Origin of the sequence: Streptomyces filamentosus, assembly GCF_014654895.1 — a bacterium.
GTDB classification, from domain to species: domain Bacteria; phylum Actinomycetota; class Actinomycetes; order Streptomycetales; family Streptomycetaceae; genus Streptomyces; species Streptomyces filamentosus.
Map to the genome: position 1 here is coordinate 278674 of NZ_BNBE01000002.1, position 15873 is coordinate 294546.

Consider the following 15873-nt stretch of genomic DNA (forward strand, 5'->3'; position numbering starts at 1 on the left):
GGGGATGGCCCCCGGGCCAGCAGCCCGATCAGTCCCTCGCGGAGGAGGACGCTGCTCCCCGCTCGCGCGGGGATGGCCCCCGCCGCGCGGACGGGACGGGCGCTGTCTCCATCTGCTCCCCGCTCGCGCGGGGATGGCCCCTGCGCTTCCGTGAGGACGGGCTCGGGGACGTCCTGCTCCCCGCTCGCGCGGGGATGGCCCCCTCGTCGACCACCGCCACTACGCCTACCGCGGCTGCTCCCCGCTCGCGCGGGGATGGCCCCATCTACGCCCGGCTCCGGTCGGGGCTGACCGCCTGCTCCCCGCTCGCGCGGGGATGGCCCCTCTCCCGGGTGGGCGGCCGGTACGAGCATTCGCTGCTCCCCGCTTGCGCGGGGATGGACCCGTCGAGTCGAGGGGCGGTGACGGCGTCGTCGTCTGCTCCCCGCCTGCGCGGGGATGGACCTGGGCCCGGACCGACAAGCTCCGCCGTGAGCAGCTGCTCCCCGCCTGCGCGGGGATGGACCCGTGCCCATCGCGACGGCGACGGCCACGCGTGCCTGCTCCCCGCCTGCGCGGGGATGGACCCCAGGCCTCGAAGCTGCCGTAGCCCTCGGGGCGCTGCTCCCCGCCTGCGCGGGGATGGACCCGGCGGCCACAAGCTCGTCGAGGAGCGGGCCGACTACTCCCTGCCTGCGCAGGGATGGACCCCCGGGCAGGAGCGCGGGATGTTCGCCGAGATCCTGCTCCCCGCCTGCGTGGGGATGGACCCTAGCACTCGAACACCTGGTCACCGGGGCTCGGCTGCTCCCCGCCTGGGCGGGATGGACCCAGTGGCTGGACCAACGAGACAGGGCCAACACTTTGCTCCCCGCGCTTGCGGGGATGGAGTCGGAATCTTGCTCGCTGTTCCTGGGGGTCCTGGTTGTTCTTCATGTGTGTCGCTCGGTGGCAGTCGGTCGTGTTGTTTCTCGTCTCCAGGCGGGTGGCTTTGGTTTCGCCGGTCGGGTCTTGTCCGGCGCGGGTTGTTCTGCGGGCGTGCTGGGGTGGGCTTGTGGTGGTCTTTGCGTGGGTCGGCTGTGTTTCTTGTTTTCGTGCTGTGTCCGGGTTGGTCGGCAACTGCATGACGTTACGTCATTGGGCTTCGTGTTCGGTGTTGTTCGTGGGATCTGCTGGGGTTTTTGGTCTTGTTTCTGGATCTTGTGTCCGTGGTGTGGAGGTGGGGTGTATTCCTCTTCCATGGCACGTGAGGGGGAGGGCCGTTCGGGCCTTCGGAGCCGTCTTGAGGGACCGGTGCTTGAGCTGTGGGGCAAGCATGATCGGGACTCGGACGGGTGGCTGCCGTTATGGCAGCACATGGAGGACAGCGCGGCGGTGGCCGGGATGCTGTGGGATCGGTGGCTGCCGTGGAGTGTGCGCCGGCTGATCGGGCGGGCGCTGCCGGGGGGTGAAGGGGACGGGCGTCTGCTGGCGGTGTGGCTGGCTGCGGTGCATGACATCGGGAAAGCGACTCCGGCGTTCGCCTGCCAGGTCGAGGGGCTGGCCGACCGGATGCGTGCTGCGGGGCTGGAGATGCGGTCGCGGACGGCGATGGGACCTGACCGGGCGATTGCGCCGCATGCGCTGGCCGGGCAGGTGCTGCTGGGGGAGTGGCTGGAGGAGGCGTGCGGTTGGGACCCGGAGGAGTGCTGGCCGTTCACGGTGGTGGCGGGTGGTCATCACGGGATCCCGCCGGAGGACTCCCAGATTTACGCGTTGGACAGCCGTGGGCATCTGCTGCGGACGCCGGGCAGAAGCCGGGCGGTGTGGCAGGGGGTGCAGACGGAGCTGCTGGAGGCGTGCGCCGACGAGTATGGGGTGCGTGGGCGGCTGGGGCTGTGGCGGGAGGTGAAGCTGCCGCAGCCAGTGCAGGTCCTGCTGACGGCGCTGGTGATCGTCGCGGACTGGATCGCCAGCAACCCGGACCTGTTCCCCTACCACCCGATGGAAGTGCCGTGTTTCGGTGCGGCGAGGGCGGATGCGGCGTGGCAGAAGCTCGATCTGCCCGGTGCCTGGCGTCCCGTCGACCCCGACGGGACGGTGCAGGAGCTGTTCGAGTCCAGGTTCGCGCTTCCTGCGGGGTCGTCGGTGCGGCCTGTGCAGGCGGAGGCGGTGGAGCTGGCCCGGTCTATGGAAGCGCCGGGCCTGATGGTGATCGAGGCGCCGATGGGCGAGGGGAAGACCGAAGCCGCTCTGGCGGTGACGGAGATCTTCGCAGCCCGGTCCGGCGCAGGGGGTGTCTTCTTTGCCCTGCCGACGATGGCCACGGGTAACGCCATGTTCCCGCGGCTGCTGAAGTGGCTGAAGCGGCTGCCTTCTTTGGAGGGGCGGCCTCATTCGGTGCTGCTGGCGCACTCGAAGGCCGCATTGAACGACGATTTCACCGATCTGATGCGGGGCGCCGGGCCGGTGGCGGGCGTGGACGTGGACGCCGTCCGCAACGGTAAGCAGGCCCTGGGACACCGTGAAGCCCCTGCCGAGCTGGTGGCACACACGTGGCTCAGGGGCCGCAAGAAGGCGATGCTGTCGTCGTTCGTAGCCGGGACCGTGGACCAGTTGCTGTTCGCCGGGCTGAAGAGCAAGCACCTGGCGCTGCGTCACCTCGCGGTGGCCGGCAAGGTCGTCGTCATCGACGAGGCCCACGCCTACGACACCTACATGAGCGTCTACCTCGACCGTGTCCTGTCGTGGCTGGGTGCTTACGGGGTGCCGGTGGTGATCTTGTCGGCGACGCTCCCGGCGGCCCGCCGGCGCGAGCTCGTCGAGGCCTACGCCGGCACCGTTGAAGAGGCTGGGGCGGCTTTCGACGAGGTCGCGGCTGCGGGGGAGTACCCGCTTTTGACCGCTGTGACGCCCGGCGGGACACCGCTGGTGCGGCGGCCTGCGGCGTCCGGGCGGGCGGTGTCGGTGCAGCTGGAGCCTTTGGACGACGATCTCGACGTGCTGGCGGACCGCCTGGAGGCCGAACTCGCCGACGGCGGGTGCGCGCTGGTGGTGCGCAACACGGTCAAGCGGGTGGTGGAGACGGCACGGGTGCTGCGGCAGCGGTTCGGCGACGACGTCACCGTCGCGCACGCCCGTTTCCTCGACGTGGACCGCGCGGCCAACGACAAGGAGCTCCTGCGGCGTTTCGGGCCGCCGGGACCAGCCGTCGACCGCCCTGCGGGACGTCACGTCGTGGTCGCCAGCCAGGTCGCCGAGCAGTCCTTGGACGTGGACTTCGACCTGCTGGTCACCGACCTGTGCCCGGTCGACCTGCTGCTGCAGCGTATGGGCCGTCTGCACCGGCACCAGCGCGGAACCGGTCAGCAGGACCGGCCTGCCCGGCTGCGCCGTCCCCGCTGCCTGGTGACGGGGGCCGACTGGTCGGCGCCCGTGCCGGTGCCGGTGCAAGGATCGGTCGCCGTCTACCAGAAGTACCCGCTGCTCAGGTCGGCCGCGGTCCTGCTGCCGCATCTGCAGACGGGCGGCGAAAGGCCTGTGCGGCTGCCCTGGGACATCAGCCCGCTGGTCCAGGGTGCCTACGCCGACGACGTACAGGCCCCCGCCGGGTGGCAGGAGGCCCTGGACGATGCCCGGCGCCGTCACGAGGCGCAGCGCGCCCGGCAGCAGCAGAAGGCGGCCACGTTCCGGCTCGGTGACGTCGCAGGGCCGGGAGAGCCCCTGTTCGGATGGGTCGCCGCGGGGACCGGGGACGCGGACGACACCCCGGCGGGCCGGGCCCAGGTCCGCGACAGCCAGGAGAGCCTGGAGGTCATCGTGGTCCATAAACGGGCGGACGGGGGGCTGACGACCGTTCCGTGGCTGGGACAGGACCGCAAGGGCCGCCGGCTCGGCGGACTGGACCTGCCGCGGGACCAGGTGCCGGTGGCCTTCGCCGCGCGCGCGGCCGCAGCGTGCGGACTGCGTCTGCCGCAGGAGTTCTCCGGCGAGGTGATGGACCGGGCCATCACCGAACTCGAAGAACTCGTCGTCGATGCCTGGCAGACGAAGGAGAGCTCCTGGCTCGCCGGCGAACTGATCCTCCCACTCGACCAGGACTGTCAGACCCGCCTGGCAGGCTTCGCCCTGCGGTACTCCACGACCGACGGACTTGAGGTGACCCGTGCCTGAGACGCACGAGGCGGACCAGAAACCATTGTCGTTCGACCTGACGCGGCAGCCGTGGATCGGGGTCCTCCGCCCCAACGGCACGCAGGAAGAACTGTCGCTGCGCGAGGTGTTCGCGCAGGCCAAAGACGTGCGCCGGATCACCGGCGACCTGCCCACGCAGGAGTTCGCCCTGCTGCGTCTCCTGCTGGCCATCGCCCACGACGCCCTCGATGGTCCCCGCGACATCGAGCACTGGGCCCGGCTGTGGAGCGATCCGCACTGCTTCGCCCCTATCGCCGGCTATCTCGAAGACCACCGCGGCCGCTTCGACCTCCTCGACGAGCAGACGCCCTTCTTCCAGACGGCCGGATTGCGCACTGAGAAGAATGAAGTGGCCTCGCTCAACCGCATCGTCGCGGACGTGCCCAACGGCGAGCCGTTCTTCTCCGCCCGCCTGCCCGCGGTCGGCCGCCTGGGATTCGCTGAGGCCGCCAGGTGGGTGGTGCACGCCCACGCCTACGACACCTCCGGCATCAAGAGCGCCATGGCGGGCGACCCGCGGTCCAAGGGCGGCAAGGTCTACCCCCTGGGGGTGGGTTGGGCCGGCAACCTCGGCGGCGTGTTCGCCGAAGGGCGCAACCTGCGCGAGACCCTGCTGCTCAACCTGGTCGCGGCCGACGCGGTCGACTTCGGCGCGAAGGGACGCCGGGACCTGCCCGCCTGGAGACGCGAGCACGGCCCCCAAGGAGCCGAGCGGCCCCCGGACGGCCTGTGCGACCTGTACACCTGGCAGAGCCGACGCCTGCGCCTGCACGCCGACGCTGACGGAGTGACCGGAGTGGTCCTCGGCTACGGCGACCCCCTGACCTCCCGCAACATGCACACCCGCGAACCGATGACCGCCTGGCGCCGCAGCCTGGCCCAGGAGAAGAAACACGGCGAACCCCTCGTCTACCTGCCGCGCGAGCACGCCCCAGAGCGCTCCGCCTGGCGCGGCCTGGCCTCCCTGGTCGCCGACCGCGAACAGAACCGGCCCGAAGGCTCCGACCCGCCCTCCCAGCTGCGGCCCGGGATCCTCGACTGGACCGCCCGCCTGGTCACACGCCGCAAACTCCAGCGCGGATTCCTCATCCGAGCCCGCATCATCGGCACCGTCTACGGCACCCAGCAGTCCGTCGTCGACGAGGTCGTCGACGACCACCTGACCATGGACGTGATCCTGCTCCACGAGCAGGACCGCGACTACGCCACCCAGGCCATCGACGCTGTCAAGGACGCTGAACTCGCAGTCAACACCCTCGGTGACCTCGCCACCGACCTCGAGCGAGCCGCCGGCTCGGAGAACGAAAGCCCCCGCCTAACCGCCCGCGACCGCGCCTTCGCGGAGCTCGAAGGCCCCTACCGCGCCTGGCTCACCGACCTCGGCCAGGCCGAGGACCCCTTCGAGCAGCGTGAGGCGTGGAAGGCCCAGGTCCACACGATCATCACCCGGCTCGGCCGGCAGATGGTCGCCGACGCCGGCGACGCGGCCTGGCAGGGCCGCCCGATCCCCGCCAAGCAGGGCAGCGTATGGCTCAACTCCGCCCTGGCCGACCGATGGTTCAGGGCACGCCTGCGCAAGAACATCGGCCAGCCCTCTTCCTCCGACCAGCCGTCCGGCACGGACAGCGCGGCGGACCCCTCCCCGAAGGTGCACGCATGACCACCAGCACGAGTAGCAGTACGAGTACGCGTACGGAGTCAGTGACCGACCTAGTCACCCGGCTCGCACAGGAACACCTCAGCCGATGGCAGCGCGGATACCTCAACGACGAAGCCAAGGCCGTCGGCGCCCTGGCCCGCCTGCGCCGCGGAGCCGGCAGGCCCGCCGGACAGCTCCCCGACCTGTGGGACCTCCTCGACACCCAAGGCCTGCACGAAGCGCGCCGCGACGGCCGCCCTCTCAGCGAGACCGAACTGGCCCGCGCCGAGGACGCCCTGCACACTGCCGTGACCCTGTGGGCCCTGCACCAGCAGTCCCGCGGCACCGGCATGCACCAACCGCATCGCCCCGAGCACCCCCGTGGCCTCGGCGCCGCCGTCCACCGCCTCATGCCCCCCAACGACATCGACGACTCCCTGCGCAAGCGCCTGGTCCGCGCCGGAAACGCACCCGACCTGACCACCCTCGCCCAGCGCCTGCGCGACATCGTCACCCTCCTGCGCCGAGAAGACGTCCACCTCGACTACGCCCTGCTCGCCGGACAGCTCTACCAGTGGCAGTGGCCAGGCGGTGCCGACCGCGTTCGCATCGCCTGGGGCCGCTCCTTCCACGCCTGGCAGGACCATCGCGCCTCCGGCCCCCAGCAGGACAACCCCGCTCCCGGCGACCTTTCCTCCGACCTTCCCGACGCCACCGACAAGGACACCCTGTGAACCGCTTCTACCTCGACGTGCACGCCCTGCAGACCGTGCCGCCCAGCAACCTCAACCGCGACGACACCGGCGCCCCCAAGACCGCGACCTACGGCGGCGTGCCCCGGGCCCGGGTCTCCAGCCAGGCCTGGAAGCGCGCCACCCGCGCCTACTTCAAGGACGAGCAACTCCTGGACCCCAGCGAGCTCGGCGTGCGCACCAAGAAGATCGTCGAGGTCGTCGCCGCCCGCATCACCGCCGCCGACCCCGCCCTCGAAGCAGCCCGGGCCGAACAGCTCGCCGCCGACGTCGTCCAGGCCGCCGGCCTCAAGATCGAGGTCCCCAAGCGCAAGGCCGAGGCCGCGAAGAAGAACGGCGAACCGGAGCCGCTGCCGGAAGCCAAGTACCTGATGTTCCTCAGCTCCCGCCAGCTCGACTCCCTGGCCGCCCTCGCCATCGAGAGCGCCGCGGACAGCAAGGCCTTCTTCAAGGAGAAGGCGAACAAGGACCGCGCCAAGGCCCACGCCGACACCCGCCACTCCGTCGACATCGCCCTGTTCGGCCGCATGGTCGCCGACGTCACCGACATCAACGTCGACGCCGCCGTCCAGGTCGCCCACGCCATCAGCGTCCACCGCGTCGACAACGAGTCCGACTACTACACCGCCGTCGACGACGAGAACAACGACGACGAGCCCGGCGCCGGCATGATCGGCACCGTCGACTTCAACTCCGCCACCCTCTACCGCTACGCCGCCCTCGGCGTCCACCAGCTCGCCGAGAACCTCGGCCAGGGCCTGCGCGAGGACGAGTCCAGGACGACCCCCGTCCGCCGCGCCGTCGAGGCCTTCGTCCGCAGCTTCGTCGAGTCCCTGCCCCAGGGCAAGATCAACACCTTCGGCAACCACACCCTGCCCGAAGCCGTCATCGTCAAGCTCCGCACCACCCGCCCCATCAGCTTCGTCGCCGCCTTCGAAGAAGCCGTACGCGGCGACCAGGGCGGACACCTCCGCGAAGCCGCCGAGCGCCTGGCCGAGTACATCCCCGACATCGAACGCGCCTACGGCGACGACACCTCCACCCTCACCTGGGTCCTGCGCGTCGGCCCCAACACCCACAAGCTCAGCGGCATCGGCATCGAGGCGGACAACATCTCCGACCTCGTCGCCGCCGTCGGCCAGGCCGTCACCGACCGCCTGGACACCCCCGCATGAGCACCCTCACCCTCCTGCTCGCCGGCCCCCTCCAGTCCTGGGGGGCCGCGGCCCGCTTCTCCCGCCGTACCACCGAAGCGGCCCCCACCAAAAGCGGAGTCATCGGCCTCCTCGCCTCCGCACAAGGCATCCAGCGCGGCGACGACGACCAGCTGCGCCCCCTGACCGCCCTCCGCTTCGGCGTACGGATCGACCAGCCCGGCACCCGGCTGCGCGACTTCCAGACAGCCATCCACTGGGACAGCGGCAAGTCCATGCCGCTGTCCGAACGCTTCTACCTCGCCGACGCCGTCTTCGTCGCCGCCGTCGAAGGAGACCCCGACCTCCTCGCCGACCTCCACGCGGCCCTGCGCACCCCCGCCTACCCACCGTTCCTCGGCCGGCGCTCATGCCCGCCCGCACGCCCCCTCGAACTCGGCCTCCACCCCGACAAGAACCTCCTGCAGGCCCTGAGCCACGAGCCCTGGCAGGCCTCCCGCTGGCACACCGGACGCCACACCAAACGGCCCTACATCACCCTCCCCGTCCTGCACGAGAGCGACGACACCACCGCGGACACCGACACCCTGCGCGACCAGCCGGTCAGCTTCGCCGCCGAACACCGCCGCCACGCCCTGCGCACGATCGTCCGCACCTCGGTCGACATCCCCACGACTACTCCGCGGCCCCGGCATGACCACGACCCGTTCGACGCGCTGCCAGAAGAGAGCCGCTGATGTACCTGACCCGCTTCAGGGTGAACACCGCCCGCACCGGCGCCCGCCGCCTGCTGTCCTCCCGCCAGGTCCTGCACGCAGCCGTCATGTCCTCCTTCCCCGCCCTGCTGCCCAACGACCAGCCCACCGGCGATGCTCCCCGGGTCCTATGGCGCCTGGACCACAACGCCCCCGGCGAAGTACTTCTTTACCTCGTCAGCCCCGACGCCCCCGACCTCACCCACCTGGTCGAACAGGCAGGATGGCCGACCGCCCTGGTCGACGGCCCCGGATGGCAGACCCGCGCCTACACCCCCTTCCTCGACAACCTGACCGCCGGCGCACACTGGGGCTTCCGCCTGACGGCCAACCCCGTCCACCACATCCGCCGCACCGACAACGAACTCCGCAAGCGCACCGCCCACCTGACCCCGCACCACCAGATGGGATGGCTCCTCGACCCCACCCGCCAGGAACGCGGCGGCTTCCGCATACTGGAAAAAGCCAAGGACAAGCGGCTCCTGCCCGAAGGCACCACTCACCAGGGCCACGAACACCACGGAGACCGCTACCAGCTCACCGTCCGCGACCACCGCACCTCCGCCTTCGACAAAGCACGGCCCGCCGGCGCCCGACGCGGCAAACCCGTCACCCTCGTCACCGTCACCTACGACGGCCGCCTGGAAGTCACCGACCCCGACCTGATGCGCCGCACCCTCACCCACGGCATCGGCAAGGCCAAGGCCTACGGATGCGGCCTGATGACGCTCGCTCCGCTCCCACAAGGAGCAACCCCGTGACCACCGTCTCCCGCCGAGGCGCCCACACCCCGCGCGAACTCACCCGCGCAAGCGAACGCCTCTCCTTCCTCTACCTCGAACGCTGCACCATCCACCGCGACGCCAACGCCATCACCGCCACCGACGCCGACGGCACCACCCACATCCCCGCAGCCACCATCGGCACCCTCCTTCTCGGCCCCGGCACCCGCATCACCCACCAGGCCATGAGCGTCCTCGGCGAGACCGGCGCCGCCGTCACCTGGGTCGGAGAACACAGCGTCCGCTACTACGCCAGCGGCCGCGCCCTGACCCGCTCCTCCGCCCTCGCCGAAGCCCAGGCCGTCCAGTGGGCCAACAACCGCTCCCGCCTCGCCGTCGCCCGCGCCATGTACCGCCTCCGCTTCCCCGACGAGGACCCCGCAGGTCTCACCCGCCGAGAACTCCTCGGCCACGAAGGCGACCGCGTCAAGAAGTGCTACCGCGCCCAGGCCGAGCGCACCGGAGTCGCCTGGCGCGGCCGCAACTACGTCCCCGGCGACTTCACCGCAGGCGACGCCGTCAACCAGGCCATCACCGCAGCCGCCCAGTGCATGTATGGCGTCGCCCACGCCGTCGTCACCTCCCTGGGATGCAGCCCCGCACTCGGCTTCGTCCACTCCGGCCACGAACTCTCCTTCGTCCTGGACATCGCCGACCTCTACAAGACCGACATCGGCATCCCCCTCGCCTTCGACATCGCCGCAGAACACGAAGAAGACGTCGCCTCCCGCACCCGCAGAGCCCTGCGCGACCGCATCCACGAGACATCCCTCCTCGACCGCTGCGTCAACGACATCAAACGGCTCCTCCTCGGCACCGACGACCCCACCCCACCCGACATCGACATCGCCTGGGACGTCGTCACCCTGCAGAGCGACCGCAACGAACACGTCCCGGCAGGCCGCAACTACGGCGACGCCAACGACCCCACCCACGACGGGCTGGTGCTCACCTGGTGACCGTCATCGTCCTCACCAACTGCCCCGCCGGCCTGCGAGGCTTCCTCACCCGCTGGCTCCTCGAAATCTCCGCCGGCGTCTTCATCGGCAATCCCTCGGCACGCATCCGCGACATCCTCTGGAACGAAGTCCAGCAATACGCCGACCAAGGCCGGGCACTCCTCGCCCACACCACCAACAACGAACAGGGCTACACCTTCCGCACCTTCGACCACACCTGGCACCCCAAAGACCACGAAGGCCTGACTCTGATCCACCGCCCTTCCCCCGCCTCACCGGCGCCGACGACCGACCCCGCCAAGAAGTCCGGATGGAGCAAAGCGTCCAAGCGCCGGCGCTTCGGAGGCCGATAAGGCTACGGCCGACGAGGAAGAGACCAGCAAGGCGTCAGAACGCGGGACAGCGCCAAGCAGGCTGCCCACTCCCACACTTCCGCCCTATGCGATGTGGGCCGCCCCCCCACGGGGATGGCCTCCTCACCCCCTACCCCCGCCGCAATCAGCCCCTGCTCCCTGCGTCGGCGGGGGTGGGGTGGGTGGTTTGTCTGTTTCGGTGAAAGTTGCTTGGGAGGGGGCTGGTGTGGGGTAGAACTGCTGGTCAGCAAGACTGCTCCCCGCACCCGCGGGGATGGCCCCTTCACGAACGCCTCGACGTCACCCAGGACGAACTGCTCCCCGCACCCGCGGGGATGGCCCCCCTCATCGACACCGCCGACAGCTACCACTGGCACGCCGGCGAGACGGGACACAACGAACTGCTCGTCGCCCGCGCCCTGACCCGTTACGGCGGTGACACCTCCCAGGTCCTGGTGGCCACCAAGGGCGGCCGCGGCCGGACCGGCGACGGCGGCTGGACCGTCGACGCCACCCCCGCCCACCTCAAGAAGGCCGCCGAGGCCTCCGCCAGGCGGCTGGGCGTCGACGCGATCGGCCTGTACCAGCTGCACAAGCCGGACCCGGCCGTGCCCTGGGAGGAATCCGTCGGCGCGCTGCGCGACCTCCTCGACGCCGGCACGATCCGTACCGCCGGCATCTCCAACGTCACCACCGCCCAGATCCGCCAGGCGCACCGGATCCTCGGCGACGGTCTGGTCTCCGTGCAGAACCGGTACTCGCCCGCCGTCCGCGACAGCGAGCCCGAACTGCGGCTGAGCGAGCGACTGGGTCTGGCCTTCCTGCCCTGGAGCCCGCTGGGCGGCATCTCCCGCAGTTCCCTCGACGGCCCCTCCGGCCCGGCCTCCCCCGACCCCGCGTTCCCTCGCACGGCCTTCCACCGCGTCGCCGCCGCGCGCGGCGTCAGCCCCCAGCAGGTCGCCCTGGCATGGCTCCTCGCCCGCTCCCCCGCGGTGATCCCGGTCCCGGGAGCCAGCCGCCCCGCCTCCGTCACCGACTCCGCCGGGGCCGTGGAACTCACTCTGGAGCCGGAGGAGTTGGCGGAGCTGGAAAGCCGTCTGCCGGATTGAGACGGGTTGAGCCGGTCCGCGTCGGGGGCGCGCCGGAGGTCGTGCGGCGGTTCGTGGGTTCGGTCCTCGGCGAGCAGGGAGAACTGCGGGCAGGCGGAGCAGGGCGACGGCGGGGACGAGGCCGGCTGCGGCGGTGAGGACGACGCCGCCGAGCGCGGCCGCAGCGGCGGTGACGGCCACGGTGGTGTCGAGCGGTCCGGTGAGCCGTGCGACCGTCGCCGTGCCCGTGGCGGCTCCCGGGGCCGCTCCCGGCGCACCCGGTTGCGCTCCTTCGTGCAGGACGAGTCGTACGAGGTCCGCGTCGGACCAGCCGGTGGCCTTCAGGACAGCGAGTTCGGCGACCCTCTCCCGTATGCCGGGGAAGACGACGCCGGCCACGGCCAGGGCGCCGGGGAAGGCGGTGCCGGCGGCGGCGTCGATGCCCCGGTCGCGCAGGACGACGGCCTCGCCCAGGGCCGTGCACACGACGTCGCAGGAATGTCGCGGTGACGGGTCCGACCCGGTCCAGCCGTGTCGGACCGGCGCCTCGACTAGGAGTTGTCGCTCAGCAGGGCGCGGCCCAGCGGCGTCAGGACGTGGCGGACCCCGTTCCCGTACCGGTCCGACGTCAGCAGGCCGGCCGTGCGCAGCACGGTTGCGTGGTGGCTCGCGGTGGCCGGGGACGTACCTGTGCGCCGGCTCAGTTCCGCCGTGCTCGCGGGCGCCTCGGCGGCGCGCAGCACGCGGGCGCGGGTGCTGCCGAGGAGGGCGCCGAGGGCTCCGTCCGGGCGGCTCGGGGCGGAGGGCGCCCAGACCTGGCCGTAGTCGGAGAGGTCGCGGGCGACGGGGTAGCGCAGCACCAGGGGGCGGTCCGGGGCGGCGTTGTCGGTGAGGGCGAGCGGCTTCGGCCAGAAGAAGGTGGGGACGAGCAGCAGCCCTCGCCCCGCCAGCGGCAGGTCGGCGTCGGCCTCGCACGGGACGTGGAGGACGGGCGCGGTCCAGCGGACCTCGGGGTGCAGGCCGGCGAGGAGCCCCTCGACGCCCGTGTCGGCCAGGGCCAGCGCGCGCCGCGTACGGTCGGTGTGCGCCGTAGCCGCGATCTGCGCCCAGTACGGGGCGACGGCCACGGCGTGGTACGCCGACAGGGCGCGGCGGACGACCGAGCCCCACTCCGGGTCGCCGTGGTGCAGCGCGTGGATCCAGCGCGGTGCGCGGGGGCGCTGCCTGACGACGGCGTCGAGGTCCGCCGTCCACTGGAGGCGCGGCAGGGACCAGGTGTGGTCGAGGCTGTCCGCGAGGGTGCCGGTGGCGGCGTGTCCGAAGACCTCCGGCACGTACTCCCCGACGCCGGCCGGGGCCAGTTCGAACAGCGGCCGCATGGCGGCCCGCAGGCCTCCGCGCGTGCGCTCCCGCCAGCCCGCGAACGCGACGCCTCCCGGCCCGCCGTCCTGGAGCACGGGCAGGCTCAGGACGGTCTCGGCGAGCGGGTCGGGGACCCGGGCCACGCGGACGCGGACGAGGTCCTCCGCGGTGAAGTGGATACGCAGCACCGGTTGTTCTCCGGAAGGGACGGCGACGGTGGACGACCAGCTCACGGCACGCTAACGGTCCTGGTGCGGGGCCGTGGCCGCCTGTCGCGGAACTGGCCGGGAGACGCCGCACGGCACGCGTCCCGTGTCCGGATTCGAGGGAGTTCGAAGGGCCTTGTCCTCCGTATGGAGGCGTGGCGACACTGGGGCCCGGCCGAGGCGGCGGGTCCGGGGGGACGCACCGTACGAACCGCCGCCACGGCCGGTCCCGAGCATCCGACGTCCCGAGGAGCAGACCCGTCATGAGACTCCCGCGCCACCCGCTCGCCGCACGCACCGCCGTCGCCGCCGGCACGCTCCTCGCGGCCGTCGGCCTCCTGGCCGGCCCCGCCGCCGCCGCACCCGCCGGGACTCCCCCGGCGGCCGGCACGGCGGTGGCCGCGGCCCCCGGCGACACCGTCATCCAGGGCACCAGCGTGCTGGCGCGGGGCCAGGCCTGGTACTCGCCCGACGGCCGGACCATGCTCGCGATGCAGGGCGACGGCCACGCCGTGCTGTACCACGACGGCGCCGCGATCTGGACCGCCCGCGGAAGCTACGGCGTCGGCAACGAGCTCTACATGCAGGCGGACGGCAACCTGGTGGTCTACGACGCCGGCATGCGCCCCGTGTGGAACAGCCGGACGCACTCCCACCCGGGCGCCCACCTCGCCATCCAGAACTCCGGGAACATGGTGGTGTACTACGGATCGACCCCCCTGTGGTGGTCCAACTTCCGTCCCGGCGGACCCGGGGACCCGGAAGAGCCCGAGTGCCAGCCGCGCCCGGGCCGGCTCTGCCCCTGATCCGTCCGATCCGCCTCCGTCCCGGCTGATCCGGAGGCCGAGGGCGAGGTCCGGGCCAGTATGCCGTGGGTGTCCGTCCGGACGGACACCCACGGCGCGTTCGAAGTCCGCTTGCGCACCGACGTGCCGCTTCATGGCCGATACTGCCCGCATGGGGGATCACGACACCGTCCGGACACGTCTGCGCGCCGCCCTGTGCGCCGATGATCCGTGGACCGCGTTGTACGCGCTGGACACCGGACGGCCCGGCCCGTTCGCCGGGGCGGTCGAGGAGATGTACCGGTCGGACCCCGACCGGGCCGCCTTCGGCCGCCACCTCACCTGGTTCCTGAAGCGGCTCGGCGAGGCGGGCGACGAGCTCCTGAAGCGTTTGTTCGTCGAGCGGACGTTCGCGCCCGCCGAGCGTCAGGACGTGCTGAGGGCGGCCGTCGACCGCGGCCTCCGGTTGCCGGCGGAAGCGCTGCGCGCCTACGCGCGGCTAAGCCCCGCGCCCGGCGGGACCGCCCCCGACGCCGACGGCCCGCCCGCTCCGGAACTCGTCGACGCCCTGGGCCTGTCCGGCGACCCGTCCTTCGCGCCCCGCCTCGGAGCACTGCTCGGCGACCCCTCCGCTCCGCGCGGCAGGGCGGCACTCGCGCTCGGCCGGCTCGGCGCCCGCGCGTGGACGGTGCCGATCGCCGAAGGGCTCTTCGAGGTGACCGGACTCGACCGCGCCGCGTTCGCCGTGGCGCTGGAGCTCATGGGCGACCGGGCCGCCGTCCCGCACCTGCTGCGCCGGCTGGCGGAGAGCCGCGAGGAGCGGGTCCACGACGTCCACCACGCGCTCGTACGGCTGACCGGCCGCGACCCGCTCCTGCCGGAGGGCGCGAGGGGTGCCGCGTACGCGGCGGCCGTGCGCGCCGCGTGGGCCGACGGTCGCACCGAGCCCGCCCGGCCGGGAGTGCGCGACCTCGTCGTGGACTCCGGCACCCGCGCCCGGTTCCGCGTCGAGGAGGGTGCCGGCCGGATCCGGGTCGACTTCGACCCGCCGGCACCCGGCTCTTCCTGGCCGCGCTGGGACCGGTCCCTGACGTTCGACGGCAAGCCGCTGTACCGGGTCGGCTCGGTCTGCGGCACGTGCGAGCTGGGCCTGTCGCTCCTCGGCTGGCCGGACGGCGAGGCGAGCCGCGTCGCCGCCCGCATGCGCGGACGGCTGGCCGACCTGCACCGGCTCGACGCCGCGCTGCTGGCCGACTGGAGTCCCGTGCTCGGCGAGCTGGCGACCGGCCACTACCGTGCCCTCCTGCTCGACCTCCCCCTGGAGCGGGTGACGGATCCGGCTCGCTCGTGGTGGCACCGCCGCGCCGCGGCCCGGCCGCCGGAGGAGGACGAGTCCTACGCCGAGGAGGCCCGCCCCGAAGACGCCTGGCCCGGCGTCGCGCACCTCCAGCTCCCCACGCCCGTCCCGGGCGCCCGGGTGCCGGCCACGTACGGAGCCCTGTTGCCCTCCCAGCCGCCGGAGGCGCTCGACCCGGCCACCGTCGCCCGGCACGCGGCCGCCGTCGCGGCGGGGGAACGGCCGGCCGCCGTGGTCCTCGGCTGGGTCGACGACCGGTACGTGGAGGCCCGGGACGAGGAGCGGTGGCTCGTCGGCGTGGTCCTCGACGGCCATCACCGGCTCGCCGCGTACGCCGCCGCCGGCGTACCGGCCCGGGTGCTCTGGATCTCCTGCCTGGACGGAGGCCCGACCGAGGACGGCGGCCTGGAGGGCCTCGCGGAGCTGTCCGCGGCGTACGCCGTCCGCGCGTGACCGGGATCCGTCCCGCCCACGAGGCTCGGCCGCCGCGCGCACGCGAACCCGTGCGTGCGAACACCTCGACCGCGGA

The 15873-nt window shown here is 72.3% G+C and carries 12 protein-coding genes, 1 pseudogene and 1 CRISPR repeat array (1 of these 14 only partly in view); of the genes and pseudogenes, 11 read left to right on the forward strand and 2 right to left on the reverse strand.

The window, feature by feature from the left end; translation table 11 throughout:
• Nucleotides 1–629: a CRISPR direct-repeat array (repeat unit 29 nt; unit sequence CTGCTCCCCGCTCGCGCGGGGATGGCCCC) (it extends 17 nt beyond the left edge of the window).
• Between the two features lie 643 nt (nt 630–1272).
• The 9 genes from cas3 to IE326_RS20345 all read left to right on the forward strand — a co-directional run bounded on the left by cas3 (nt 1273) and on the right by IE326_RS20345 (nt 11655).
• Nucleotides 1273–4131: a CRISPR-associated helicase Cas3' gene (gene cas3, locus IE326_RS20305; protein WP_506417385.1), complete on the forward strand. Its 2859-nt coding sequence runs from the start codon at nt 1273–1275 to the stop codon at nt 4129–4131.
• On the forward strand, nt 4124–5812 hold the full coding sequence (gene casA / locus IE326_RS20310; RefSeq protein ID WP_229915527.1) for a type I-E CRISPR-associated protein Cse1/CasA: 1689 nt from the start codon (nt 4124–4126) through the stop codon (nt 5810–5812). Before cas3 ends, casA begins: the two co-directional genes overlap by 8 nt.
• Nucleotides 5809–6525, forward strand: a complete 717-nt coding sequence (gene casB / locus IE326_RS20315) for a type I-E CRISPR-associated protein Cse2/CasB (RefSeq protein ID WP_190042511.1) — start codon at nt 5809–5811, stop codon at nt 6523–6525. Before casA ends, casB begins: the two co-directional genes overlap by 4 nt.
• Nucleotides 6522–7718 (forward strand): type I-E CRISPR-associated protein Cas7/Cse4/CasC, encoded by a 1197-nt coding sequence (gene cas7e, locus IE326_RS20320; RefSeq protein WP_190042512.1) that lies wholly within the window; start codon nt 6522–6524, stop codon nt 7716–7718. The genes casB and cas7e overlap by 4 nt, the downstream gene beginning before the upstream one ends.
• The gene (gene cas5e, locus IE326_RS20325; protein ID WP_190042513.1) at nt 7715–8434 is read left to right on the forward strand and encodes a type I-E CRISPR-associated protein Cas5/CasD; all 720 of its coding nucleotides are present in this window, start codon (nt 7715–7717) and stop codon (nt 8432–8434) included. The genes cas7e and cas5e overlap by 4 nt, the downstream gene beginning before the upstream one ends.
• Nucleotides 8434–9213, forward strand: coding sequence for a type I-E CRISPR-associated protein Cas6/Cse3/CasE (cas6e, locus tag IE326_RS20330; RefSeq protein ID WP_190042514.1), 780 nt, complete (start codon nt 8434–8436; stop codon nt 9211–9213). Before cas5e ends, cas6e begins: the two co-directional genes overlap by 1 nt.
• Nucleotides 9210–10193, forward strand: a complete 984-nt coding sequence (gene cas1e, locus IE326_RS20335; RefSeq protein ID WP_190042515.1) for a type I-E CRISPR-associated endonuclease Cas1e — start codon at nt 9210–9212, stop codon at nt 10191–10193. The genes cas6e and cas1e overlap by 4 nt, the downstream gene beginning before the upstream one ends.
• Nucleotides 10190–10546: a type I-E CRISPR-associated endoribonuclease Cas2e gene (gene cas2e, locus IE326_RS20340; protein ID WP_190042516.1), complete on the forward strand. Its 357-nt coding sequence runs from the start codon at nt 10190–10192 to the stop codon at nt 10544–10546. The genes cas1e and cas2e overlap by 4 nt, the downstream gene beginning before the upstream one ends.
• A 335-nt stretch (nt 10547–10881) precedes the next feature.
• Nucleotides 10882–11655, forward strand: coding sequence for an aldo/keto reductase (locus tag IE326_RS20345; protein ID WP_190042517.1), 774 nt, complete (start codon nt 10882–10884; stop codon nt 11653–11655).
• A 102-nt stretch (nt 11656–11757) separates the two neighbouring features.
• On the opposite strand, the pseudogene IE326_RS41880 reads toward IE326_RS20345, so the two are convergent.
• Together IE326_RS41880 and IE326_RS20350 are read right to left on the reverse strand one after the other, a co-directional pair.
• Nucleotides 11758–12120: pseudogene (locus tag IE326_RS41880) on the reverse strand (FtsX-like permease family protein); the annotation flags it as partial.
• Between the two features lie 65 nt (nt 12121–12185).
• Nucleotides 12186–13229: a winged helix-turn-helix domain-containing protein gene (locus IE326_RS20350; RefSeq protein WP_190042518.1), complete on the reverse strand. Its 1044-nt coding sequence runs from the start codon at nt 13227–13229 to the stop codon at nt 12186–12188.
• A gap of 236 nt (nt 13230–13465) precedes the next feature.
• Between IE326_RS20350 and IE326_RS20355 the strand changes: the two genes are divergently transcribed.
• Nucleotides 13466–14008, forward strand: coding sequence for a hypothetical protein (locus tag IE326_RS20355; RefSeq protein WP_150226237.1), 543 nt, complete (start codon nt 13466–13468; stop codon nt 14006–14008).
• Between the two features lie 151 nt (nt 14009–14159).
• Complete coding sequence (locus IE326_RS20360; RefSeq protein WP_190042519.1) at nt 14160–15797, forward strand: HEAT repeat domain-containing protein; 1638 nt, start codon at nt 14160–14162, stop codon at nt 15795–15797.
• Nucleotides 15798–15873: the final 76 nt, after the last annotated feature.

Coding starts and splice junctions, on each gene's coding strand:
- casB (WP_190042511.1), top strand. CDS start 5,809: ATGACCACCAGCACGAGTAGCAGTACGAGTACGCGTACGGAGTCAGTG.
- cas5e (WP_190042513.1), top strand. CDS start 7,715: ATGAGCACCCTCACCCTCCTGCTCGCCGGCCCCCTCCAGTCCTGGGGG.
- cas6e (WP_190042514.1), top strand. CDS start 8,434: ATGTACCTGACCCGCTTCAGGGTGAACACCGCCCGCACCGGCGCCCGC.
- IE326_RS20345 (WP_190042517.1), top strand. CDS start 10,882: ATGGCCCCCCTCATCGACACCGCCGACAGCTACCACTGGCACGCCGGC.
- IE326_RS20355 (WP_150226237.1), top strand. CDS start 13,466: ATGAGACTCCCGCGCCACCCGCTCGCCGCACGCACCGCCGTCGCCGCC.
- IE326_RS20360 (WP_190042519.1), top strand. CDS start 14,160: ATGGGGGATCACGACACCGTCCGGACACGTCTGCGCGCCGCCCTGTGC.